At 37.9% G+C, this 26,640-nt stretch carries 19 protein-coding genes; 17 read left to right on the top strand and 2 right to left on the bottom strand.

The genetic code is table 11. From position 1 onward, the window contains the following. Positions 1-124 precede the first annotated feature (124 nt). From rimP to infB, 3 genes are read left to right on the top strand one after another with little or no spacing between them, the layout of a single operon-like run. Positions 125-586 (top strand): ribosome assembly cofactor RimP, encoded by a 462-nt coding sequence (gene rimP, locus AACP56_RS16790; RefSeq protein WP_339338637.1) that lies wholly within the window; start codon positions 125-127, stop codon positions 584-586. 12 nt (positions 587-598) lie between these two features. Next, on the top strand, positions 599-1,831 hold the full coding sequence (gene nusA, locus AACP56_RS16785) for a transcription termination factor NusA (protein WP_339338635.1): 1,233 nt from the start codon (positions 599-601) through the stop codon (positions 1,829-1,831). Between the two features lie 40 nt (positions 1,832-1,871). After that, positions 1,872-4,568, top strand: a complete 2,697-nt coding sequence (infB, locus tag AACP56_RS16780; protein ID WP_339338633.1) for a translation initiation factor IF-2 — start codon at positions 1,872-1,874, stop codon at positions 4,566-4,568. Positions 4,569-4,570: 2 nt separating this feature from the next. Here the strand turns inward: infB and AACP56_RS16775 are convergent, their stop codons facing one another. Continuing rightward, positions 4,571-4,939 (bottom strand): SPOR domain-containing protein, encoded by a 369-nt coding sequence (locus AACP56_RS16775; protein WP_339338631.1) that lies wholly within the window; start codon positions 4,937-4,939, stop codon positions 4,571-4,573. A 233-nt stretch (positions 4,940-5,172) separates the two neighbouring features. Here AACP56_RS16775 and AACP56_RS16770 point away from each other — a divergent pair, with 233 nt between their 5' ends. The 9 genes from AACP56_RS16770 to AACP56_RS16730 all read left to right on the top strand — a co-directional run bounded on the left by AACP56_RS16770 (position 5,173) and on the right by AACP56_RS16730 (position 17,876). After that, positions 5,173-6,546: a c-type cytochrome gene (locus AACP56_RS16770; RefSeq protein WP_339338617.1), complete on the top strand. Its 1,374-nt coding sequence runs from the start codon at positions 5,173-5,175 to the stop codon at positions 6,544-6,546. A 26-nt stretch (positions 6,547-6,572) separates the two neighbouring features. Beyond that, positions 6,573-9,695 carry a TAT-variant-translocated molybdopterin oxidoreductase gene (locus AACP56_RS16765; RefSeq protein ID WP_339338615.1) on the top strand — a complete coding sequence of 1,041 codons (3,123 nt, stop codon included), beginning with the start codon at positions 6,573-6,575 and terminating at the stop codon, positions 9,693-9,695. A 33-nt stretch (positions 9,696-9,728) separates the two neighbouring features. Then, on the top strand, positions 9,729-11,474 hold the full coding sequence (gene nrfD / locus AACP56_RS16760) for an NrfD/PsrC family molybdoenzyme membrane anchor subunit (RefSeq protein ID WP_339338613.1): 1,746 nt from the start codon (positions 9,729-9,731) through the stop codon (positions 11,472-11,474). A gap of 2 nt (positions 11,475-11,476) precedes the next feature. Beyond that, on the top strand, positions 11,477-12,004 hold the full coding sequence (locus tag AACP56_RS16755; protein WP_339338611.1) for a DUF3341 domain-containing protein: 528 nt from the start codon (positions 11,477-11,479) through the stop codon (positions 12,002-12,004). Between the two features lies 1 nt (position 12,005). Next, entirely contained in the window at positions 12,006-12,575 is a 570-nt protein-coding gene (locus AACP56_RS16750; protein ID WP_339338609.1) for a c-type cytochrome, read from the top strand. A gap of 10 nt (positions 12,576-12,585) precedes the next feature. After that, positions 12,586-13,965, top strand: a complete 1,380-nt coding sequence (locus AACP56_RS16745) for a quinol:cytochrome C oxidoreductase (protein ID WP_339338607.1) — start codon at positions 12,586-12,588, stop codon at positions 13,963-13,965. A 26-nt stretch (positions 13,966-13,991) separates the two neighbouring features. Continuing rightward, positions 13,992-15,056: a cytochrome c oxidase subunit II gene (locus AACP56_RS16740; RefSeq protein WP_339338605.1), complete on the top strand. Its 1,065-nt coding sequence runs from the start codon at positions 13,992-13,994 to the stop codon at positions 15,054-15,056. A 43-nt stretch (positions 15,057-15,099) separates the two neighbouring features. Then, on the top strand, positions 15,100-16,929 hold the full coding sequence (locus AACP56_RS16735) for a cytochrome c oxidase subunit I (RefSeq protein WP_339338603.1): 1,830 nt from the start codon (positions 15,100-15,102) through the stop codon (positions 16,927-16,929). 122 nt (positions 16,930-17,051) lie between these two features. After that, positions 17,052-17,876, top strand: a complete 825-nt coding sequence (locus AACP56_RS16730; protein WP_339338601.1) for a GIN domain-containing protein — start codon at positions 17,052-17,054, stop codon at positions 17,874-17,876. Here AACP56_RS16730 and AACP56_RS16725 read toward each other — a convergent pair. Further along, positions 17,873-20,137: an acyl-CoA dehydrogenase family protein gene (locus tag AACP56_RS16725; protein WP_339338599.1), complete on the bottom strand. Its 2,265-nt coding sequence runs from the start codon at positions 20,135-20,137 to the stop codon at positions 17,873-17,875. The two genes, AACP56_RS16730 and AACP56_RS16725, sit on opposite strands and share 4 nt — an antisense overlap. An 86-nt stretch (positions 20,138-20,223) precedes the next feature. Between AACP56_RS16725 and ruvB the strand changes: the two genes are divergently transcribed. From ruvB to ruvA, 5 genes are all read left to right on the top strand, one after another. Further along, positions 20,224-21,246, top strand: coding sequence for a Holliday junction branch migration DNA helicase RuvB (gene ruvB, locus AACP56_RS16720; protein WP_339338597.1), 1,023 nt, complete (start codon positions 20,224-20,226; stop codon positions 21,244-21,246). Beyond that, complete coding sequence (gene queG / locus AACP56_RS16715; RefSeq protein WP_339338595.1) at positions 21,247-22,167, top strand: tRNA epoxyqueuosine(34) reductase QueG; 921 nt, start codon at positions 21,247-21,249, stop codon at positions 22,165-22,167. Positions 22,168-22,312: 145 nt separating this feature from the next. Beyond that, a complete protein-coding gene (locus AACP56_RS16710; RefSeq protein ID WP_339338593.1) occupies positions 22,313-23,620 on the top strand; it encodes an MFS transporter in 1,308 nt (435 codons plus the stop codon). Positions 23,621-23,727: 107 nt separating this feature from the next. Further along, entirely contained in the window at positions 23,728-26,022 is a 2,295-nt protein-coding gene (locus tag AACP56_RS16705; protein WP_339338591.1) for an NADP-dependent malic enzyme, read from the top strand. A 34-nt stretch (positions 26,023-26,056) separates the two neighbouring features. After that, complete coding sequence (gene ruvA, locus AACP56_RS16700; RefSeq protein ID WP_339338589.1) at positions 26,057-26,638, top strand: Holliday junction branch migration protein RuvA; 582 nt, start codon at positions 26,057-26,059, stop codon at positions 26,636-26,638. Positions 26,639-26,640 lie beyond the last annotated feature (2 nt).

The raw sequence follows: 26,640 nt of genomic DNA, 5'->3' as shown, positions 1-26,640 counted from the left end.
CGGGATTTTTTGTTTTTAAGACGAGTTTTGCAAACTATAGAATTATCGTATATTTGCACCACTGAACGGATATAAAAAGTATTCATGAGGGGACTTCGAGTCCCCTCTTTTAGTACTAAGAGTTATGTTTAAGGATAAGGTAACAGCGCTTTTAAACAAAGCAATAGAGGAAAACGACTCTCTTTTCTTAATAGATTTTACTATCGGTGTTGATAATAAAATAAGAGTGGTTTTGGACGGTGATGAGGGTGTTAGCTTAAGTGACTGTATGGATATTAGCCGTGCAATAGAACATAATCTAGACAGAGAAGAAGAAGATTTTTCTTTGGAAGTTACATCTGCTGGCGCTACAACGCCATTAGTGCTTCCAAGACAGTATAAAAAGAATATAGGCAGAAAATTGGAAGTTAAAACCTTGGAAATGGCATTCGAAGGGAATTTAACTGCTGCTAATGAGGAGTCTATTACACTTGAGTGGAAGGCTCGGGAACCTAAGCCAGTTGGTAAGGGTAAGCATACAGTTCAGAAGAAAGAAGAGATTGCTTTTTCTGATATAAAAGAAGCAAAAGTTGTATTAAAATTTTAAATGTAGACCACAATGGAAAACATGGCGCTTATTGAATCCTTCTCGGAGTTTAAGGATGATAAGTTTATTGACAGAGTAACGTTAATGGCAATTTTGGAAGATGTATTCCGAAATGCATTAAAAAAGAAATTCGGTTCAGATGATAATTTTGATATCATCATTAACCCAGATAAAGGGGATTTAGAAATTTGGAGAAACCGTATTGTGGTTGAAGATGGTGAGGTTGAAGAGCCAAACGAGGAAATATCGCTGACCGAAGCAAGAAAAATTGAGCCAGATTTTGAGGTTGGTGAAGATGTTTCGGAAGAGGTGAAACTGATGGATTTAGGGAGGCGTGCAATTTTAGCTTTGCGCCAGAATTTAATTTCTAAAATTCATGAGCACGACAATACAACAATTTATAAGCAATTTAAAGATTTAGAAGGTGAAATCTATACTGCTGAGGTTCACCATATCCGTCATAAAGCAATTATTTTATTGGACGATGAAGGAAACGAAATTATTATGCCTAAAGACAAGCAGATTCCATCTGATTTCTTTAGAAAAGGGGATAACGTTAGGGGAATAATCGAAAGCGTAGAGTTAAAGGGGAATAAGCCTGCAATTATTATGTCCAGAACTGCTCCAAAATTTTTAGAGCAATTGTTCTTTCAAGAAATTCCAGAGGTTTTCGATGGTTTGATTACGATTAAGAAAGCCGTTAGAATTCCTGGTGAAAAAGCAAAAGTGGCAGTTGATTCTTATGATGACAGAATTGACCCAGTAGGTGCGTGTGTTGGTATGAAAGGTTCTAGAATCCACGGTATTGTTCGTGAACTTGGAAATGAAAATATAGATGTTATCAACTGGACAGGTAATCCTCAGTTAATGGTAACAAGAGCATTAAGTCCTGCTCGCGTAACCTCAGTGAAGCTGAACGATGAGAAGATGACGGCACAGGTTTACTTAAAGCCAGAAGAGGTATCCAAAGCTATTGGTCGTGGTGGTCATAATATTCGATTGGCTGGACAATTAACTGGTTATGAGATAGATGTATTTAGAGAAGGTGTTGAGGAAGATGTAGAATTAACTGAGTTTTCTGATGAAATCGATGCTTGGATTATTGAAGAATTTAAGAAAATTGGTCTGGACACTGCACGCAGTGTGTTAGAGCAAGATGCAGCTGATTTGGTAAAGCGTACAGATTTGGAAGAAGAGACTGTAGCAGAAGTGGTACGTATTCTTAAATCAGAGTTTGAAGATTAGATTATATTTGCACGAATTATAAAGGAATAGGAAACTATTTATGGGAGGAAATCCAACAATAAGATTAAATAAAGTTCTAAGGGAATTGAATATTTCATTGGATAGAGCTGTTGATTATTTAACATCGCAAGGACATGATGTTGAGGCAAGACCAACAACTAAAATCACGGATGAAGTATATCAAGTGCTGTTGGATGAATTTCAAACAGATAAGAGTAAAAAAGTAGCTTCAAAAGAAGTAGCTGAAGAAAAGCAGAAAGAGAAGGAAGAGCTTAGAATGCAGTTGGAACGTGAACAAGAAGAGCGTAGACTAGCAAGAGAAAAGAGGCAGGCTGCTTCGGGTGAAGTTATAAAAGCAAAAGCAGAACTTTCCGGTCCTAAAAAGGTTGGTAAGATCGATTTAGATAAAAAGCCTGTAGTTGAAGAGAAAACTCCAGAACCTACTGCTCCAAAAACAGAAGAAGCTCCAAAAGAAGTGAAAGTGGAGCCTGTTGCTAAAAAAGAGGTTTCCAAAAAGGTTAAGAAAGAAGATTCCCCTAAAGATGTTGAGGTTGAAAAAACCGAAGAAGACGCAGAGCCAGAAGCAATAGAAACTCAGTACAAAAAATTATCTGGACCCAAGATTACAGGCGACAAAATTGACTTGACCAAATTTGAAAAGCCCAAAAAGAAAAAAGAAGAATCTAAAAAGACAGATGCTGCTTCAGATCGCAAAAAGCGTAGAAGGCGTATTGTAAGCAATAAGAATACAGGTGGCACTCCAAGGCAAAAAGGAACTGGACCAGCGGCTAATCGTGCTAGAGGACAAAGATCTGGAGCTCCAAAAGTTGAGCCCACAGAAGAAGAAGTACAAAAACAGGTTCGTGAAACTTTGGAGAAACTTCAAGGTAAATCGAATAAAGGTAAAGGCGCCAAGTATAGAAGGGATAAAAGAGATCAACACCGTCAACAGACAGAAAAAGATCTTGAGCAGCAAGAATTAGAAAGTAAGCTATTAAAAGTAACAGAGTTTGTTACAGCCAACGAAATGGCCACAATGATGGATGTATCCACTACAGACATTATATCTGCGTGTATGTCTTTGGGTATGATGGTTACAATGAATCAAAGACTGGATGCCGAGACCCTTACTATTGTTGCCGAAGAATTTGGATATGAAGTAGAGTTTGTTACTGCTGAAATAGAAGAGGCTATCGAGATAGATGAGGATAAGCCAGAAGATTTAAAAGAACGCGCACCTATTGTAACTGTAATGGGTCACGTAGACCATGGTAAAACATCACTGTTGGATTACATTCGAGAAGAAAATGTAATCGCGGGTGAAAGTGGAGGTATCACTCAGCATATTGGAGCTTATGGTGTTACTTTAGAGAATGGACAAAAAATAGCGTTCTTGGATACTCCGGGTCACGAGGCTTTTACGGCGATGCGTGCTAGGGGTGCTCAGGTTACGGATATAGCAATTATTGTTGTTGCGGCTGATGATGATATCATGCCACAAACAAAAGAGGCAATCAGTCATGCTCAGGCAGCTGGTGTTCCTATCGTTTTTGCAATCAATAAAGTCGATAAGCAAACTGCAAACCCTGACAAGATTAAAGAAGGTCTTGCGCAGATGAACCTATTGGTCGAGGATTGGGGTGGAAAAATCCAATCTCATGATATTTCAGCGAAGACTGGACAGGGTGTAAAAGAGTTATTGGAAAAGGTATTGCTTGAGGCAGAACTACTTGAATTGAAAGCAAACCCAGATAAGTTGGCCACAGGTACTGTTGTAGAAGCTTTCTTGGATAAAGGTCGCGGATATGTCTCCACAATTTTGGTACAAGCAGGTACGCTAAAAGTAGGGGACTATGTTTTGGCGGGGACTACCAGTGGTAAGGTGAAAGCTATGCAAGATGAGCGTGGTAAAACCATTAAAAAAGCTGGACCAGCTACTCCTGTTTCTATTTTAGGGTTAGATGGAGCTCCACAGGCAGGTGATAAATTTAACGTGTTGGACGATGAGCGTGAGGCAAAGCAAATAGCTACTAAACGTTCTCAGTTACAACGTGAGCAGTCAGTTAGAACGCAAAGACATATTACTCTTGATGAAATAGGCAGACGTATTGCGTTAGGTGATTTCCAAGAGTTGAACATAATATTAAAAGGTGATGTTGATGGTTCTGTTGAGGCGTTAACGGATTCTTTCCAAAAACTATCTACAGACGAAATTCAGGTAAACATCATTCATAAAGGTGTTGGTGCTATTACGGAATCAGATGTATTGTTAGCTAGTGCTTCTGATGCAATTATTATTGGATTTAATGTGCGACCAATGGGTAACGCTCGTGAAATCGCAGATAAAGAAGAAATTGACATCAGAATGTATTCCATTATCTATGCAGCCATCAATGACTTGAAGGATGCCATGGAAGGAATGCTTTCACCTGAAATCAAGGAAGAGATTACTGGTACGGCAGAAATTAGGGAGACTTTCAAAATTTCTAAGATTGGTACTATTGCCGGATGTATGGTTACGAGTGGTAAAATCTTTAGAAACTCTCAAATCCGATTGATACGTGATGGAGTAGTGATTTTTACAGGTGAATTGGCTTCACTAAAACGTTTTAAAGATGACGTTAAGGAAGTTGCCAAAGGGTATGATTGTGGGTTGCAAATCAAGAATTACAATGACATCAAAGAAGAAGACATTGTAGAAGCTTTCCAAGAGGTAGCTGTTAAGAAAAAGCTCTAGGCTTAAGTATTTATTTTTTGGGGTAACAAGAATGCGTTTGGATATTTTTTCCTTACCTCAATGAGCCTGCGTTGTGCTTCCATTTTAGTCTTAAACTTTCCAAGTCTTACACGATAAGTTGGTTCTTTAAAATCAATTTTAGAATACCATCCTGGAAAATCTATGTCAACATTGGATTTAAGGTTTTGGGCTTCACGATGACCACCAAATCCAACTTGTATCTGGTAGTAGCCAGAATTGTTATTGGCAGATTTATAAATTTCAACTAGCTGCTCAATCTTTGGATCTTGTTCGATGGTAATGGTTCCTTCTTGACCAAAGCAAAAAAGGGAAAAACCAAATAAAAGTATAGTGAATAGAAGGGTTCTCATATCTAGAATGTTGTTCTAATAGTACTTAGAATACAAATGTAATTTTTTCTCTTTTAAACAAAACGGAACAGCTTTATTTAGAATGTTTATAAATTAGATATTATAAATCCCTTAACATTTTAAAAAACCTAGCTGTGTCGTATTTTTGTATCCAATTTGGAGCACGGTAAAGCTAACTCTCATAGTATCAGTAGGAAATATCGTGCCAGAATTTTGACAGCAATTATAACAACATGAGAAAGGTTTTAAACCGCGTTCAATTTTCTAATTTTTTCAGTCTTAGTCTACTATTAGTTCTCCAACTAATTTCATTTTCAACATATTCACAAGAAGATGTCGCTGCAGAAGCTGCACCTGCCGAAGAGGCTGCTACCGATTTGGGAGGTGACCCTGTAAAAGGAAAGCAATTGTTCAATCAGAACTGTGCGGCGTGTCATGCCTTAAATAGAAAAATGACTGGTCCTGCTTTAGCTAATGTTGAAACTAGATTGGCTGAGGAAGAAGGTTTAGATAAAGAGTGGTTGTATAAATGGATTAAGAATAGTGCTGGTGTTATTGCTTCTGGAGACTCCTATGCCAATAAAATTTACAATGAGTACAATCAGTCAGCGATGACTGCTTTCCCAACATTATCCAATGAAGATATTGATAATATTTTAGCTTACACCGCAGCCCCAGCACCTACTCCAAAAGTTGCTGTTACTCCTGCTGGAGGTGGTGGTGAATCCACAGGGAGTGGAGTTTCAAATGAAATTATTCTCGGTGCACTGGCTCTGGTCTTTGGCTTGCTTGTTATAATGTTGTTTTTGGTAAACAATACGCTTCGCAAAATCGCTGAGGCGAATGGCGTTCAAGTTGTAAAAGAAGAAGCAGAGAAAAGAACACCAATTTGGAAAGCTTTTGCTCAAAACCAGTTTTTAATATTTTGTACAGTAATAGTATTTCTGTTAGGTAGTGCATATTTTGCATATAGTTGGATGTCTCAGATTGGTATCGACCAAGGATATGCTCCAGTACAACCAATTCATTATTCTCACAAAATACATGCTGGGGTTAATAAGATTGAATGTCAATATTGCCACTCTTCTTCTAGAGTTTCAAAACATTCTGGTATTCCTTCTTTAAACGTTTGTATGAATTGCCATAAGTCAATTTATGAGTATAAAGGGACTGCTGAAGGGCCAAGTGCTGAAGATTTAGCGAATGGCTATACCAATGAATTCTACACTAAGGAAATAAAGAGGTTGTATAAAGCTGTTGGATGGGATGAAGAAAACCAACAATATACAGGAGAATCACAGCCAGTGGAATGGGTTAGGATTCATAATCTGCCTGATTTCGCTTATTTCAACCACTCGCAACACGTAATGGTTGGTAAAATAGAATGTCAGACTTGTCATGGACCAGTTGAGGAGATGGAAATTATGTATCAGTATTCACCGTTAACAATGGGTTGGTGTATCAACTGTCATAGAGAGACTGAGGTTCAGATAGCTGACAACGAATATTATTCCAAAATCCATGAAGAGCTTTCAAAGAAATATGGTGTTGAGAAATTGACGGCAGCTCAAATGGGTGGTTTAGAATGTGGTAAGTGCCACTATTAATAAAAAGAAGTTATTTCATAAAGCATATGGCATCAAACAAGAAATATTGGAAAAGTGAAGCGGAGTTGAATCCGAACGATTCCATTGTTGAGACGCTAAAACAGAACGAATTTACAGAGCAAATTCCTGTTGATGAGTTTTTGGGCGATAAAGAAACATTGTCTGGAACATCTACCAATAGAAGGGATTTCTTAAAATATGTGGGCTTTAGTACAGCGGCAGCTTCGTTAGCTGCTTGTGAAGGACCAGTGCACAAGTCACTCCCATATGTAGTGCAGCCGGAAAACATTGTTCCTGGCGTTGCTAATTATTATGCTACTGCCATTGCGGACGGGTTTGATTTTGCCAGTATTTTGGTTAAAACACGTGAAGGTCGCCCAATCAAGATTGAAAATAACGACAGAGCTAAAACAAACGGTGGAGCAAACGCGAGGGTTAATGCTTCCGTTTTGTCTTTATATGATAGTACTCGTGTTCAAGGACCTAGTGCAAATGGAGAAGATATTTCTTGGGAAGATTTAGACAATAGGGTTAAAGGAGGCCTTACTGCTGCCAAGAATTCAGGAAAGCAAATTGCCTTATTGACTCAGACCTATGCAAGTCCTTCAACAAAAAAAATAATCGAAGAATTTACTGCTGCATATGGTAACGTAAACCATGTAGTCTATGATGCCATATCTGAAGATGCAGCGCTAAATGCTTTTGAAGCAGCTTACGGGGAAAGAGCTTTAGCTGATTATCACTTTGAGAAAGCGGAGCTTATTGTTTCTTTTGCTGCAGATTTTCTTGCAGATTGGCAAGGAGGCGGCTATGACTCTGGCTATGCTAAAATGAAAGTGCCACATCACGGTAAAATGTCCCGTCACATACATTTGGAGTCAAATATGTCTTTGACAGGAGCAAATGCAGACAGACGTGTGCCCATGAAACCATCTGAGGTAAAAGTGGCTTTGGCAAAACTATATGGAAAGCTTAATGGTAGCAATGTTGCCGGAGGAAGTTCAGATATAGATGCTGTTGTTGCTCAAATTGCAAAAGAGGTAAGAAAAGCAGGTAGTAAGGCCGTTGTGGTTTGTGGTTTGAATGATGAAAATGCCCAAACTGTAGTTTTGGCCATCAATAAATTATTACAAAGTGAGGCTTTCGATACAGAAAGCCCAAAATATATTCGTCAAGGAAGTACAGCCAAAGTCAATAGATTGATAGCTGATATGAAAGCGGGTCGTGTTGGAGCTGTACTTATTGATGGGGTGAACCCAGTTTATTCTCTACCAAACTCCTCTGATTTTGTAGAAGGATTGGCTAAAGTGTCGTTAACAGTCAGTTGTTCTTTTAACAATGATGAAACTGCGCAAGCTGTTGGTAATGTAGCTGCAGCGTCTCATTATTTAGAATCTTGGGGTGACCTTGAAATGAAAAAAGGACATTTTGCTTTAATGCAGCCTACCATTCGCGAATTGTTTGATACTAGACAATTTCAGTCTTGTTTATTGACATGGATGGGTAGTGATAAAACGTATTACGATTATATTAAGGAGAACTGGACCGGTTCAATTTTGAACGGAGCCAGCTGGAATAAAACATTGCAAGATGGTGTTTTCTCTATGCCAAAAATGGTTTCTGAGGTTGAAGAGAATGTAGTTGTTGCTGCTCCCTCAGTTGAAGAAGATGAAAACACTTCTAACATTGTTCCAATTGCATCTGCAATCAGAAGTTTGGCAAATACCACTTCTGACGATATGGAGTTGTTATTATATTCCAAAGTGGGAATGGGTGATGGTAAACAATCTAATAACCCGTGGTTGCAAGAGTTTCCTGATCCAATTTCAAGGGTTTCTTGGGATAACTATCTTACCGTTTCCAAAGCTGATGCTGAGGCATTGCAATTGGAGAATTACAATGTAGCAAATGGTGGATTGGATGGTGGTTACGCAAATGTTACTGTAGATGGAATCGTTGTAGAAAATGTACCTGTAATTATTCAACCAGGTCAAGCAAAAGGAACCGTAGGATTGTCTTTTGGTTATGGAAAGAGTGCTGGAATGAAGGAAGAAATGCAGACCGGTGTCAATGCATTTCAATTATATAAGGATTTTAATAACGTACAATCTGTTTCAATTTCTAAGGCTGAAGGTACTCACGAGTTTGCTTGTGTTCAGTTGCACAATACCTTAATGGGTCGTGGAGACATTATCAAAGAGACTACTTTAGAGATATTCAATACAAAAGACCATCATGAGTGGAATCCAGTACCAGAAGTTTCTTTGGACCACCAAGAAGTACCAGCTACTTCCGTGGATTTATGGGCAGAATTTGACCGTTCTATTGGGCATCATTTCAATTTGTCAATAGATTTAAATGCCTGTACCGGTTGTGGTGCTTGTGTAATAGCATGCCATGCAGAGAATAATGTGCCTGTAGTTGGTAAAGAAGAAGTTCGTCGCTCACGTGATATGCACTGGTTGCGAATAGACAGGTATTATTCTTCAGAGGAAACTTTTGAAGGGGATAATGAGAAGAAAGATAATCTGGACGGACTTTGGGGAGATAATGGTTCTTTGGGTGGTTTTGGAGAGATGGAGAATCCATCAGCAAATCCGCAGGTGGCATTCCAACCTGTAATGTGCCAGCACTGTAATCATGCTCCATGTGAGACTGTTTGTCCAGTAGCTGCAACGGCGCACAGCCGTCAAGGCCAAAATCATATGGCATATAACAGATGTGTGGGTACGAGATATTGTGCAAACAACTGCCCTTACAAAGTAAGACGATTTAATTGGTTCTTATATAACAATAATGATGAGTTTGATTACCATATGAATAACGATTTAGGAAAGATGGTAATTAATCCTGATGTCAACGTACGTTCTAGAGGGGTGATGGAGAAATGTTCTATGTGTATCCAAATGACACAGAAGACTATTTTGGATGCCAAACGGGATGGGCGAGAAGTTAAAGATAACGAGTTCCAGACCGCTTGTTCTTCTGCATGTAGTAGTGGGGCAATCGTATTTGGGGACATCAACAATAAAGAAAGTAAAGTAGCCGAGTTGAAAGAAGATGATAGAATGTATCACTTGTTAGAGCATGTGGGGACAAAACCAAATGTGTTCTATCATGTAAAAGTGAGAAACAACAACGAAGCATAACCAAAGAATAAGCAAGAAACTAGAATAGAGATTATGGCGTCGCATTATGAAGCACCTATACGAAAACCCCTAGTACTTGGCGATAAAAGCTATCACGATGTATCTGTTGATATTGCTCGCCCAGTGGAGGGAAAAGCCAATAAACAGTGGTGGATTGTTTTTTCCATTGCGTTAGTGGCGTTTCTTTGGGGTATCGGTTGTATCATTTATACCATTTCTACCGGTATTGGAGTTTGGGGATTAAACCGAACTGTAAACTGGGCTTGGGATATTACCAACTTTGTTTGGTGGGTAGGTATTGGTCACGCGGGGACCTTGATTTCAGCAGTACTACTATTATTCCGTCAAAAATGGAGAATGGCGATTAACCGTTCTGCTGAGGCGATGACGATTTTCTCTGTAATCCAAGCAGGGCTTTTCCCTATTATCCACATGGGTAGACCATGGTTGGCGTATTGGGTATTACCAATTCCAAACCAGTTTGGTTCATTGTGGGTAAACTTTAACTCACCTTTGCTTTGGGATGTATTTGCAATTTCAACGTATCTATCGGTTTCATTGGTATTCTGGTGGACAGGATTGCTTCCTGATTTTGCAATGATTAGGGATAGAGCGATAAAACCATTCCAAAAGAAAATATATAGTCTATTAAGTTTTGGTTGGACAGGGCGTGCAAAAGATTGGCAGCGTTTTGAAGAAGTTTCCTTGGTTTTGGCTGGATTGGCTACGCCATTGGTACTTTCAGTTCACACAATTGTGTCATTTGACTTCGCAACTTCCGTAATTCCAGGTTGGCATACCACTATTTTCCCACCCTATTTTGTTGCTGGTGCGATTTTTTCTGGTTTTGCCATGGTGAATACACTTCTAATCATCATGCGTAAAGTATGTAGTTTAGAAGACTATATTACAGTACAGCATATTGAGCTAATGAATATTGTAATCATGATTACAGGCTCTATCGTAGGTTGTGCTTACATAACTGAGCTTTTTGTGGCATGGTATTCTGGAGTTGAATATGAACAATATGCATTCTTAAATCGTGCGACAGGTCCTTACTGGTGGGCATACTGGGCAATGATGACCTGTAATGTGTTCTCCCCACAGTTTATGTGGTTCAAGAAATTACGAACAAGTATTATGTTCTCGTTTTTCATTTCTATTGTGGTAAACATTGGAATGTGGTTTGAGCGCTTTGTAATTATCGTAACCTCTTTGCATAGAGATTACCTTCCATCTTCATGGACCATGTTCTCACCAACATTTGTAGATATTGGAATATTCATAGGTACGATAGGGTTCTTCTTTGTATTGTTTTTGCTATACTCTAGAACGTTTCCTGTTATTGCACAGGCTGAAGTAAAATCAATCTTAAAATCTTCCGGTTCTAAATATAAGAAATTGAGGGAAGCTGGAAAGCCTTTATATGAAATGCCAAAAAGAGGAAAAACGATAGAGAAAGAACCTATAACCGATGATGTATTGATGGGTGAAGTGGTTCCTACAGTTGGTGACAAGACAGGAGTTAACGAACTACTAGGTTCTATAGGCACTTTTGATGCCACCAAAGAATCTGCAGATGATTTAAAGAAAATAAAAGGAGTAGGTCCTGAAATGGAACGCGTTCTAAATGGTATTGGCATATTTACTTTTGCTCAGGTAGGGAGAATGACAGAAAAAGAGTATAATTTATTAGATTCTATCACTGAAAAATTCCCAGGTCGTGCGCAACGAGACGATTGGGCTGGACAGGCTAGACTATTAAACGATAAAAAATAATTATGGCATCAAAAGTTATACACGCAGTTTACAATGACGATGACATATTGATGCATGCTGTCAAAGAAGTTCGTGCAGCTCATCATCATATAGAAGAAGTATATACGCCATTCCCAGTACATGGTCTAGACAAGGCTATGGGCTTAGAAGATACACGCATTGCCATTACTTCATTTATGTATGGTTGTTTGGGCCTAACGGTTGCCATTGTGATGATGAATTATATTATGATTCAAGATTGGCCACAAGATATTGGTGGTAAGCCAAGTTTTAGTTATTTGGAAAACATGCCAGCTTTTGTGCCTATCATGTTTGAGTTGACCGTGTTTTTTGCTGCGCACTTAATGGTGATCACATTTTATTTAAGAAGTAGAATGTGGCCTTTCAAAAAAGCGGAAAACCCAGATAAAAGGACAACAGATGCACATTTTTTGATGGAAGTTGGGGTTCACAACAACGAAAAAGAATTAAAAGATTTATTGCTTAACACTGGAGCAATTGAAGTAACGGTTACAGAAAAGGATGAATAGCATGAAGCAATTCGTAAAAATAGTTTTTGCAATACTACTAGTCGCTGGTGTGGCTTCTTGTGCAGACAAGAATTCACCTAATTATCAATATATGCCAAATATGTATGAGGCTGTAGGATATGAGACTTATGCTGGAGTTGAAAACGGCTTGTTTCCAGAAGGGACAGAAGCAATGCTTCCACCAGCTAATACAATTTCAAGAAACTGGTTGCCTTTCGAATATGACAATTCACCTGAAGGCAAAGAATTGGCCAGGGCAATGGCAAGTCCTTTAGATTCTCTAAATACAGGAGAGAATATGGCAAAAGGAGCGGAATTATACGCTATTTATTGCGCAATATGCCATGGAGTCAAAGGTGATGGACAAGGTTGGTTGGTTAAACAAGAAAAAATATTAGGTGTTCCTAGTTATGATGATGTGGCAAGAAATATCACTGTAGGGAGTACCTATCATACAATGTATTATGGCTTAAATTCTATGGGTTCTTATGCTTCACAGATAAGTAGTGAAAAAGAACTTTGGCAAGTGGCTGAATACGTTATGAAATTAAAAGGAGACCTTTCAAAATAAGAAAACTATAATGAAGTACACGTTTTCAAATAGATTAAAAATTGGTTCCATTGTATTAATGGTAGTTGGCTTTATTTGTTTGGCCTCAGGATTTTTGAGTGCACCGAGCACAGTTGAAGAAGCAAAAGAAATGATGGCTGCTGCTCACGGAGATGGTCATGGTGGCCATGGAGAAGTAGCTTCCCATGGTACCGAGCACGAAGCTGATTATATGGAAAAATCAGGTCATACGGCTAAAACGGATAGTCATAGTACTGCAGAAGCTCATGAAGAAGGGCATGATGCTTCACATGATGAACATTTATTGCACCAATTACAGAACAGACCATGGTCTGCATTATATGTAGCTGCATTCTTTTTCTTTATGATTTCATTGGGAGTACTGGCCTTTTATGCAATCCAAAGAGCTGCACAAGCTGGGTGGTCACCACTTTTGTTTAGGGTGATGGAAGGAATCACCGCTTATATTGTACCAGGCGGAATTATAGTATTTGTAATATTGGTACTGTCTACATTGCATATGAACCATATGTTTACATGGATGGATGCTAGTGTGGTTGAGCATGATAAATTATTACAAGGTAAAAAAGGATATTTGAACCCTACTTTCTTTTTGATTAGGGCTGCTATCTTTTTAGGTGGTTGGATTGCTTACAGACAGTATTCTAGAAAATTATCACTGGAGCAAGACACAGCTACAGACAACTCTAAATTCAAGCTGAATTTTAGAATATCAGCAGCATTCTTGGTATTCTATCTTATCTCAGAATCTATGATGTCTTGGGATTGGATTATGAGTTTGGACCCACATTGGTTTAGTACTTTATTTGGGTGGTACGTTTTTGCTAGTATGTTCGTTTCGGGAATAACCACTATCGCATTAATTACTATTTACCTTAAATCTAAAGGGTATTTGCCAGAAGTAAATGATAGTCATATCCATGATTTAGCAAAATTCATGTTTGGAATCAGTATTTTCTGGACCTATTTATGGTTTAGTCAGTTTATGCTGATATGGTATGCTAACATCCCTGAAGAAGTCACCTATTTTGTGACGCGTATCGAAGACTATAAATTACCATTCTTTGGTATGCTGGCAATGAATTTTATATTTCCATTGTTAGTCTTAATGAATAGCGATTATAAAAGGGTTAACTGGTTTGTTGTTATGGCCGGTATAATAATCCTATTTGGACATTATATGGATGTATTCAATATGGTGATGCCTGCAACTGTTGGTGAAAACTGGCATCTAGGTGTTCCTGAGATTGGAGGGATATTATTTTTTGCTGGATTATTTATTTTCTGGGTTTTCAATGCTTTGACCAAAGAGGAATTGACACCAAAAAGTAATCCATTTATAGAGGAAAGTAGACATTTCCATTACTAAAAATCGAAAGAGAAAGTAATTAAAGAATGACAACATTATTAATATTAACAGTTCTAGTTTTAGTTGCCATTGCAATCTGGCAAATGGGTAAAATCTTTGAATTGTCACAGTTGAGAGCTGATGCTTCAACAGCTCAGATAGCGAATGATACTGATAATAAAAATCAAGGTTATCTGCTTTTTGGATTTTTGATTTTCATTTATGGCATTACCATTTTTAGCTTTGCTAAATACTCTAAGTTTTTATTGCCTGAAGCGGCATCTGCACACGGACAAGGCTATGATAATTTAATGTGGGTATCTTTTGCGGTAATCTTTTTTGTACAAACTATTACACAAGCATTACTTCATTATTTTGGATACAAGTATAGAGGTGAGGAAGGTAAAAAAGCACTGTTCTATGCAGATAATGACAGATTGGAATTTATATGGACAATTATTCCTGTAATTGTTTTGGCAGGATTAATTATATGGGGGCTGTATTCATGGACAACCATAATGGAAGTAAATGATGAAGACGACCCCTTGATTGTAGAGCTATATGCACAACAATTTAATTGGACGGCAAGGTATGGTGGTGAGGATAATGTTTTGGGAGATGCCAGTGTTCGCTTAATTGATATTGACAGGGCTAATGTATTAGGTCTGGATGAGGCAGACCCTAATGCCACGGATGATATCATTGTTAAAGAATTGCATTTACCTATTGGTCGTAAAGTAAACTTTAAGATGCGTTCACAGGATGTGTTGCATTCAGCTTATATGCCTCATTTTAGAGCACAGATGAACTGTGTTCCAGGAATGATAACTGAGTTTTCGTTTACACCAACAATTACTACGGAACAAATGAGATTAAATCCTGAGGTGGTTGATAAAGTTAAAAGGACAAATGTAATAAGAGCGGAAAAAGCTGCTGCCGGGGAGCCTAATTCTGACCCATGGGAGTTTGATTACATTTTACTTTGTAATAAGATATGTGGCACATCACATTATAATATGCAGATGAAGATTATTGTTGAGACCGAAGAGGAATACAATGCATGGATGGAAGGTCAAAAAACATTTGCAGAAACCGTTTTACCGGTACAATAGAAAGGCTAGAAAAAGAAATTTATAAATTAAAAATTATTCGATTATGTCTGCAGTAGCAAACGCACATGTTGACGATCACGGTCACGATGATCATGGACATCATCATAAAGAGACTTTCATAACTAAATATATCTTTAGTCAAGACCATAAGATGATTGCTAAGCAATATCTTATCACTGGTGTTTTGATTATGGGCTTCATCGGTATTGCAATGTCTTTGTTATTTAGAATGCAATTGGCATGGCCTGGGGAATCTTTCTCAGTATTTGAGGCGCTACTAGGTAAATGGGCTCCTGAAGGTGTTATGGATGCTGATGTTTATTTGGCATTAATTACTATGCATGGTACCATTATGGTATTCTTCGTGCTAACAGCAGGCTTAAGTGGTACTTTTAGTAATTTACTTATTCCACTACAGATTGGTGCACGTGATATGGCTTCCGGTTTCTTGAACATGCTTTCTTTTTGGATGTTCTTTGTATCTGCCGTAATTATGGTCATCTCTTTATTTGTAGAAGCAGGACCAGCAGCAGCAGGTTGGACTATTTATCCACCGTTAAGTGCCTTACCCATGGCGCAACCAGGATCAGGTATGGGTATGACTTTATGGTTGGTCTCAATGGCAATTTTTATTGCATCATCACTTTTAGGATCATTAAATTATATAGTTACCGTAATCAACTTGCGAACTAAAGGGATGTCAATGACAAGACTTCCATTGACGATATGGGCATTTTTTGTAACAGCTATTATTGGGGTAATATCATTCCCGGTATTATTATCTGCGGCTTTATTGTTGATAATGGATAGAAGTTTTGGTACTTCATTCTTCTTATCGGATATCTTTATTCAAGGTGAAGTTTTACATTACCAAGGAGGTTCTCCAGTACTTTTTGAACATTTATTTTGGTTCTTGGGACACCCCGAAGTTTATATTGTTTTGTTACCTGCTTTAGGTATTACTTCTGAAGTAATGTCAACTAATGCTAGAAAACCAATTTTCGGTTATCGTGCCATGGTTGCTTCAATACTGGCAATTGCATTTTTATCAACTATCGTTTGGGGTCACCATATGTTTATTTCTGGTATGAATCCATTCTTAGGTTCGGTATTTACATTTACAACGCTATTGATTGCAATACCATCTGCGGTAAAGGCATTTAATTATATAACTACGCTCTGGAAAGGTAACTTACAGCTCAATCCGGCAATGCTGTTTTCTATCGCGTTGGTGTCTACGTTCATTACTGGTGGATTAACAGGTATTATTCTTGGGGATAGTGCTTTGGACATAAATGTTCATGATACCTACTTTGTGGTAGCTCACTTCCATTTAGTGATGGGTATTTCCGCATTATACGGACTCTTTGCTGGTGTTTACCATTGGTTCCCTAAAATGTTCCAAGGACGCATGATGAATAAAAATTTAGGATATGTGCACTTTTGGGTAACTGCAATATGTGCTTATGGGGTTTTCTTCCCAATGCACTTTGTTGGTATGGCTGGTGTCCCACGTAGATATTATGAGAATACGGCATTCCCTATGTTTGATGAGCTAACAGATGTTCAAGTTTTAATGACCGTATTTGCGCTGATTGCAGGTGCAGCCCAGTTAGTATTCGTTTACAATTTTGTTAGAAGTATATTCTATGGAAAGAAAGGACCAAAGAATCCTTGGAATTCAAACACTTTGGAATGGACAGCTGAAGTGGAGCACATACACGGTAACTGGGACGGTCCAATTCCTGAAGTACATAGATGGGCCTATGACTACAGTAAAACTTATGAAAATGGTGAATACATTATAGAGGGGCAAGACTTTGTGCCGCAACATATCCCATTACAAGACGGTGAAGAAGAGATGAATCATTAATCCTCTTCTACACAGAAATATCATAAAAAACCCAACTTTTTAGAGTTGGGTTTTTTATTTAGTTAATTTGGCATAGATTTTTCTTTCTATAACAAGAAAAAATTTTATAAAAAATTCAAAAGATGAAAAAATTAATTTTCCTATTTATCCTTTGTATTCCATTTTTATCTATTGCACAACGCAAACCAAAAATTAAAGGTAACCGGTCTGTCACTGAGGTCAGGGAAGACCTTCCTGCATTTAATGCAGTTGAGTTAAATGATAATCTGGACATTCAATTAAAAAAGTCTTTTGGAGAAGGTTATGAGATTACTGCTGACGATAATTTAATAGATGTTCTAAAATTTAAGGTAGAGGATAGCACATTAGTTATTTCCACTTTCTATGACATCACCTCCAAAAAGAAATTAGAAATTACAGTTAACTACAATGAGCTAAAGGCCATAACACAGCGAGATGGTAAAATTATGGTAATGGATGTACTATCCACTGACAATCTTTATGTGAATACTTTTGGTCCATCTAAACTGAATTTAAAGGCAAGTGCTTTTATAGCAAATTTAAATATGGAAGATACGAGTGAAGGTGATTTTAACTTAGATGTAGATTCTTTGAATGTGAGCTTAAAGCATAGGTCAGATGCAAGTATCTATTCTGTTAGCAGTGCCAAAAGTATAGAGCTACTTAACACGGCTTCGCTAGATATTGAAGGAACAACAGATACGCTAAGCTTGAAAATGTATAATAACACCAAGTTTGTTGGTCAGAGATTAGAAGCTGGCACGGCAAAAATTCAAGTAGAGGAATCTGCAAGTGTTCGCATAAATGCCTTTAGGGAATTGGAGCTTAAGTCTAGGGATAACTCTAAAACATATCTTTACGGAGAACCAAAAATTACAATTCTAGAATTTTTGGATACCTCGCAACTTATCAAAAAGGAAAATTAATTAGCTATTGGTGCAGTAAGTATATGTTCTGGAATTCCAAAGCCATCAACAAGGGAATTCGTATGAGGTCTTAGCTCAGTACTGAGCCTTTCAATCCGTTGTCTTATTGCTTTTGATTTTGTACCGCTTAAATAACCTTGCTCCAAGTACCATGTTGCACTCTCTCTAATTTTGCTTAAGCCATGCAACGCTCCAAGTTTATGCATAAGGTCTTTGTATTTTCCTTCTGGAAGTTGTGCTACAAACTCATAGTACCATTTTATCGCCAAAACTTCACTATAGGCTTTACCAACTTCTAATAAATGGGTCTGTACTTTTAAGAAAGCCTGATAACTTGGGACTCCTTTTTTAATATATCCTCTAATGCGCATTGCTGCAGTATCGGTAAGCCTTCTTAATCTAAAATCTAAAGCGTGAAGATGAAACTTTGGATTATATAGATGAGCTTTATCAACCTTGTTTGAATAGGCTGGATTTATTGTGGCCAATTTATCTGAAAAACGAGTTCGTAATAATTTGAGAACACTTACAAAACCGCCTGCATTAAGTTCAGATTTAAAATCTGATAGCACTCCTTTTGCTGCTAATTGAAGAAGCACAGTATTGTCCCCTTCAAAAGTGGTGAAAATATCGACATCGTTCTTTAAGTCCGCAATTCTGTTTTCCAATAAATAGCCTTTACCACCGCAAGCTTCCCTACATTCCTGTATGGCTTCAGTAGCAAACCAAGTTATACAAGCTTTTAATCCAGCTACTTGAGTTTCGATTTTGCGTTTATCATCTGAGGTGTTCTGAGCATAATTTTCCATAGCGCGTTGCAAAACAATATGATAGACATAGCTTGTCGCAATCTTAGGAATTAATCGTAGTTGATGAGTTGGATAATCCATCAATAAATCTTCTTGGACCTTGAGAGAATCATTAAACTGTCTTCGCTGTAATGCATGTTTTATAGCTATAGCTAGTGCCATTTTAGCCCCAGCAAGAGCCCCTTTGGCAACACAAATACGGCCACCGACCAAAGTTCCCAGCATAGTGAAAAAACGTTTGTTAGGATTTTTGATTTCAGATTTATAGTTGCCATCAGAGTCAATCCTTCCATATTTGTCCAATAAGTTTTCTACAGGAACTTTAACTTGATTGAACCAAATTTTCCCATTGTCCACACCATTGAGCCCCAATTTATATCCATTATCTTCTATGGTTATTCCTTCCAGTTCTTTATGATTTTCATCTCGTAAGGGAACTAAAACTGCATGCACACCCCTGTTCTTGCCACCAACAATTAGCTGCGCGAAAACACTGGCCATTTTTGAATGTAGTGCATTACCAATGTATTCTTTATTATCATTCTTCCCAGGTGTGTGAATAACTAGGCTTTTGTCTTTATGAACATAAGTGGCGGTTGTTTTAATACCACGCACATTGCTGCCATGCCCAGTTTCTGTCATGGCAAAACAACCCAACAAATTAGCTTCTCCCGTTTGCTTTAAATATTGGTCATGATGCCGTTTACTGCCCAAGCTATGAATACTGCCCCCAAAGAGACCAAATTGCACCCCAAACTTTACGGCAAGACTCCCATCCACGAACATTAGGTGTTCAAAAATTGAAGCATAATTCTCAATACTACCGACACCTCCATAGTTTTTGGGATATGCGAGCGCACCATGACCTTTGGATGCTAAAAATTTTACTTGCTGTAATACTTTATCGCGATGTTTTTCTTTATTTCGCTCAGCTTCAAATTTGAACAAATCGTTCTTTAAAAAACCTCTAAATTCTCCTATTTCTTTTTTGAACTTTTCATTTAATAAAGAGTCAATTTCTTTTCCATCATAATAATTGGAATAAGGTTGTTGGATAACTTCAACATTAAAAAGATGGTTGTAATGATTAGGCTGTATGCCTAAGTTAAGTTCAATGGCCTTTAATTGCTCATTGGCACTGCAAGCATCACAATAGAAATTGGCTACTCTTCTGGAAAAGCCTTCCAGTGGAAACGCTTCACTTTCTATAAGCTTGGCATTACTTGTTGTTATCAAATGCTGCCATTTTTTTATTTCGGAATCTTCTGGAGGATTCGTTTTATCTAACCAAAAAGAGAGTTTCTTTTTATCTGATTCTTCTAAACTCCCATCTTTGGCTATAGCTGTTTTTACCACTTCAATTTCAGAAGCTGATAATAAATCATCTGACCAAATCACATAAAAGAAAGGAATGTAAGGTAAAATACCATTACTGTAGTTAGCTGTATCCATAGTATGAAAATACAATAATTAGTCATAGCACTAATTGGTTTTGTATTTGAAAATCTTATAATGTAATTGCTTTATATTTGTTAGGTATGAATGATAATCTTGATCCTACATCCAATAATTTTTCCCAAGAGGAACTAGATATAGAACGGGCATTGCGGCCAATCACTTTTGATGATTTTACAGGTCAAGAACAGGTGCTGGAAAACTTAAAGATTTTTGTGCAAGCTGCCAATCAACGTGATGAGGCATTGGATCATACCCTCTTTCACGGTCCACCAGGTTTGGGTAAAACTACCCTAGCGCATATTTTGGCCAATGAATTAGGGGTTGGAATAAAGATTACATCAGGACCAGTTTTAGATAAACCGGGGGATTTAGCTGGATTATTGACCAATTTAGAAGAGCGTGATGTCCTTTTTATTGATGAAATCCATCGATTAAGTCCAATAGTAGAGGAGTACCTGTATTCTGCTATGGAAGACTATAAGATTGATATTATGATTGAAACTGGACCAAATGCCCGCACGGTTCAGATTAATTTAAGTCCGTTTACATTGATTGGAGCCACAACTCGTTCAGGTCTGTTAACGGCACCTATGCGTGCCCGTTTTGGTATCCAAAGTAGATTACAATACTACGATACAGAATTGTTGTCTACAATTGTGGAACGCAGCGCAGATATTTTACGAGTGCCAATTACAAACGAAGCAGCAATTGAAATAGCGGGGAGAAGTAGGGGAACGCCAAGAATATGTAATGCACTTTTACGTAGAGTGCGGGACTTTGCGCAAATTAAAGGCAATGGAAGTATCGACATGGATATTTCTAAGTTTAGTCTGAAAGCATTGAATGTAGATGCCCATGGGTTGGATGAAATGGACAATAAAATTTTGACTACAATCATAGATAAATTTAAAGGTGGACCTGTTGGAATTACCACTTTAGCAACAGCTGTTTCTGAAAGTGCGGAAACCATAGAAGAGGTTTATGAGCCTTTTTTAATTCAGCAAGGTTTTATTATGCGTACTCCACGGGGTCGAGAAGTAACCGAACTGGCGTATAAACATTTGGGAAGAATAAAAGGAAACACGCAAGGAGGACTGTTTTAATTGAACTCAAAACAAAAAAATACAGAACTTATTAAAACCGAAGCCAAGCGCCTCGGTTTTTTGTCTTGTGGAATTTCCAAAGCAGAATTTTTGGAAGAGGAGGCTCCAAGATTGGAAAAATGGCTCAATAAAAATATGCATGGCGAGATGGGGTATATGGAAAACCATTTTGATAAACGCTTAAATCCCACCAAACTAGTAGAAGGTTCAAAATCGGTTATTTCCCTTTTGCTGAATTATTATCCATCTGAAAAGCAAAACCCTGAGTCCTATAAAATCTCAAAATACGCTTATGGTACTGATTATCATTTTGTAATAAAAGACAAGCTAAAAAGCTTATTGTATTTTATTCAAGAGGAGATTGGTGAGATTAATGGTAGGGCCTTTGTAGATTCCGCACCGGTTTTGGATAAGACATGGGCTGCTAAAAGCGGATTAGGATGGATTGGGAAGCATAGTAATTTGTTGACCCAACAAGTAGGGTCATTTTATTTTATTGCTGAATTGATTGTTGATTTGGAACTGGAATATGATAGCCCGGTAACCGACCATTGCGGTACCTGTACCGCGTGTATTGATGCTTGCCCAACTGAAGCTATTGTGGAACCATATGTGGTAGATGGTAGTAAATGTATTTCTTATTTTACCATTGAACTTAAAAATGAAATCCCAACCGAATTCAAAGGAAAATTTGATGATTGGGCTTTTGGTTGTGATGTGTGCCAAGATGTATGCCCTTGGAACCGTTTTTCAAAACCTCATCAAGAACCCTTATTTAATCCGCATCCAGAATTAGTCTCTATGACAAAAAAAGATTGGGAAGAGATTACAGAGGATGTTTTTAAAAAAGTATTTAAAAAATCGGCGGTTAAACGTACTAAGTTTCAAGGTCTAAAGCGAAATATTGATTTTTTAAAATAATCGCTGTCTTTCGAAAACGTTTTCGTTGTCAAATTCTCTTTTTTCAAAATAAAAATCTATCAAAACTTTAAAGATTGTAGTATATTCAAAGGATATATTGATAAAGGATAGTAGTCCTCTATTTTATATTTAATCCAGACCAACTATGAAAATTAACAAACCACAATTAAGCTTCTGGCAGATATTCAATATGAATGTTGGATTTTTAGGAATTCAATATAGTTTTGGCTTACAACAAACGGCGATAAACCCTATATTCCTATATCTTGGGGCTCCAGAAGAAATGTTGCCTATTTTAAATATAGCAGGGCCAGTAACTGGTCTGGTTGTACAACCAATAATAGGGGCTATGTCGGACAAGACCTGGTCTCCTCGTTGGGGAAGACGTAAACCTTACTTTTTAATCGGTGCAATTCTAGGTAGTCTATGTTTATTTGCGTTTCCCACAAGTCCCGTATTATGGTTTGCTGTTGGTCTACTTTGGATTTTGGATGTTGGTAATAACATGGCCATGGAACCTTATAGGGCTTTTGTTGGGGATAAACTACCAGAAAAGCAGTTAAGCCTTGGGTACCAAATGCAAAGCCTTTTCGTTGGAGCTGGTATTCTGTTGGCCAACGGCTCAATCATTCTTTTTCAATACCTATTTGGTGATGATTCTGTAGAAACTGCTGGATCAATACCGCAATGGTTGTATTACTCCTTCTACATAGGAGGAATCCTGTCTATTACCACAATACTTTGGTCGGTATTAAAAACACCGGAAATACCACCTTCAGAAGAAGAATTGGCAGAAATAAACCATGATAAAAGCTTGCCATTGGGAAAAAGAATAGGCAAGCCGTTTGCCGAGATAGGAAAAGCTATTAAGGAGATGCCAAAATTTATGTGGAAGATAGGAGCTGTATATTTATTTCAATGGTATGCCCTGTTTATTTATTGGCAATACATCACACCGCTTTTTAAGCTGACAATGGACTTTTCCACATCGGAAGCTGCAGCCCAATCTGCCAAGATGAGCACTACATATAATGTCGTTACAATGGTAGTTGCATTGGCTCTAGTGCCTTTGACCCTTAAATATGGAGGTAAAAAAGTGTATGCTATAAGCCTAGTTGGCACGGCATTGGCATTATTTGCTATTCCTTTTATTGATGATACTTGGCTAGTACTGGCGCCTATGGTGTTATTTGGTATTGGTTGGGCAGCTATGATGGGTATTCCCTACACTATGGTCTCCAAAGTTGTTCCGCAGGAAAGAAGAGGTGTGTATATGGGCATATTGAATATGATGATTGTAATACCTATGGGAATAGAGACATTGACCTTTGGACCCATTTATAAGTATTTGCTAGGGGGTAATGCCGTAAATGCCATTCTTTTTGCAGGAGTATTCTTTGTGATTTCGGCAATTTTAGCAACACGACTGAATGTTACAAAGACAAGTGACTAACTTTTGGATACGTTTACGATATTCTAGGCATTTAAAAATTTTCCTTTCAAATTTTATGGACAATTTATGTAGAATACACTTAAATTTACCCACTCCAAACTTAAATTATGAGTAAAGAAAAGCAGCGTCGCGAAGCATTGGTTTATCATGCTAAGCCTAAACCAGGAAAAATAAAGGTAGTACCTACAAAGCCTTACGCTACGCAACGTGATTTAGCTCTTGCTTACTCTCCTGGGGTAGCCGAACCTTGTCTAGAGATAGAAAAAAATAAAGATGATGTTTACAAATACACTGCAAAAGGCAACGTAGTTGCCGTAATCTCCAATGGTACAGCAGTTTTGGGTTTGGGAAATATTGGTCCTGAAGCTTCTAAACCAGTAATGGAGGGAAAAAGTTTGCTCTTCAAGATTTTTGCTGATATTGATGGAATAGATATCGAGTTGGATACAGAGGATGTAGATAAGTTCGTGGAGACTGTAAAGACTATTGCACCAACTTTTGGAGGTATCAATCTTGAAGATATCAAAGCACCTGAGGCTTTTGAAATTGAGCGAAGGCTGAAAGAGGAATTGGATATCCCTGTTATGCATGATGATCAGCATGGTACGGCAATAATTTCTGCTGCTGCTCTTTTAAATGCTATAGAGCTTACGGGGAAAAAAATGGAAAAGGTTAAAATTGTTGTTAGCGGAGCAGGAGCAGCAGCAATATCTTGTACTAGACTATATAAGGCCTTTGGAGCTAAGGCTGAGAATATTGTAATGTTGGACAGCAAAGGTGTTATCAGAAAAGATAGGGATAACCTCACTTCTCAAAAGGCCGAGTTTGCATCAGATAGAAATATAAATACCCTTGAAGAGGCAATGAAGGATGCCGATGTTTTTATAGGTCTATCCATGGCGGATATCGTCTCTCCAAATATGCTAAAATCAATGGCAAAAAAGCCGATTGTATTTGCAATGGCCAATCCGGACCCAGAGATTGAATATAGTGTTGCCTGCAAAACTAGGGATGATATAATCATGGCCACTGGACGCTCTGACCATCCTAATCAGGTAAATAATGTTCTTGGCTTTCCTTTTATTTTTCGCGGAGCACTTGACGTTAGGGCCACTAAAATTAATGAGGAGATGAAAATGGCTGCAGTGCGTGCTTTGGCAGATTTAACCAAAGAACCTGTGCCGGAACAGGTTAACATCACCTATGATACCACAAGATTAACCTTTGGGAAAGATTATATAATCCCTAAACCATTTGACCCCAGATTAATAGCCAAAATACCACCTGCTGTGGCCAAAGCTGCAATGGAAAGTGGGGTTGCAAAAAACCCAATTGCAGATTGGGAGAAATACGAAGAAGAATTACTGTTGCGATCTGGAAATGATAATAAAGTGGTTAGAATGCTTCATAACCGAGCTAAGGTGAACCCAAAGCGCATTGTTTTTGCCGAAGCTGAGTTGATGGACGTTTTAAAAGCCGCACAAATAGTTCACGAAGAAGGTATCGCTGTTCCAATTCTTTTAGGGGATAAAGATATCATCAACAAACATAAAAAAGAATTAGAGTTTGATGCTGATGTTACCATAATTGACCCACGTTCTGAAGAGTCCAAAACGGTTAGGACAATGTATGCAGACAAGTTGTGGCAAATGCGAAAGCGTAAAGGCGAAACAAGATATAGTGCAAAAGTGAACATGGGTAAGCGTAACTATTTTGGTTCAATGATGTTGGTTGAAGGAGATGCAGATGGTATGATTTCTGGCTACTCAAGAGCTTATCCTAAGGTTCTAAAGCCTGTTTTTGAAGTTCTAGGAAGGGCTAGTGGTGTTACCAAAGCATCAACAGTCAATATTATGATTACGGAAAGGGGACCATTGTTCTTAGCGGATACCTCTATAAATATTGATCCCAACGCAGAAGAATTAGCAGAAATAGCTCAAATGACCGCTAATGTAGCTTCTACTTTTGGATTTGATCCGGTCGTAGCTATGCTGTCCTACACTAATTTTGGCTCATCCAACCATAAGCAGGCCCAAAAAGTTAGGGATGCAGTTAAAATTCTTCATGACAGAAATCCAAGTTTGGTAGTCGATGGAGAAATTCAAACGGATTTTGCTTTAAGCCAAGAATTATGTCATAATAACTTTCCGTTTTCAAAGTTAGCGGGCAGAAAGGTGAATACATTGATTTTTCCAAATCTTGATTCCGCCAATATCAATTACAAATTACTAAAAGGTCTCAATAATGCCGATTCCATAGGACCTATAATGATTGGACTTAAAAAATCTGCCCATATTTTACAATTGGGGGCGAGTGTGGATGAGATGGTAAATATGGCTGCTGTCGCAGTGATTGATGCCCAAGAACGTGAAAAAAGGAAGAAAGCTAAAATGGGTAAATAATCCCATTTAGAATTTAGAACCGATACCAAACTATATGATTACCCATTTAAAAGGAAAATTAGTTGAAAAGAACCCAACCTATGTTGTGGTTGAATGTAATGGAGTTGGATATTTTTTAAATATTTCTTTGCATACCTTTTCACTTCTCCCATCAGATGAAAGCGTTCAATTATATACCCATCTGCAGGTAAAAGAAGATTCCCATACGCTTTTTGGCTTTTCGGACAAATCTGAACGGGAAATTTTCAGGTTATTGTTGTCGGTTTCCGGTATTGGAGCAAGTACGGCAAGAACCATGTTATCCTCTTTAGACCCTACCCAAGTTAGGGACGCAATTGCAAGTGGAGATGTTGCGACAATACAAGCAATAAAGGGCATTGGCGCAAAGACTGCACAACGAGTTATTTTAGACCTTAAGGACAAGATTTTAAAAGTCTACGATATTGATGAAGTTTCACTACAATCAAACAATACAACCAAAGAAGAAGCGTTATCTGCTTTAGAGGTTCTTGGTTATACAAGAAGACAGTCTGAAAAAGTTGTGGAAAGAATACTTTCTCAGGATTCCTCGCTGAGCGTTGAGGACATTATTAAGTCCGCGCTTAAAAATTTATAAGT

Origin of the sequence: Croceitalea sp. MTPC6, assembly GCF_036985525.1 — a bacterium.
GTDB lineage: Bacteria > Bacteroidota > Bacteroidia > Flavobacteriales > Flavobacteriaceae > Croceitalea.
This window is presented reverse-complemented; position numbering and strand designations above follow the sequence as displayed.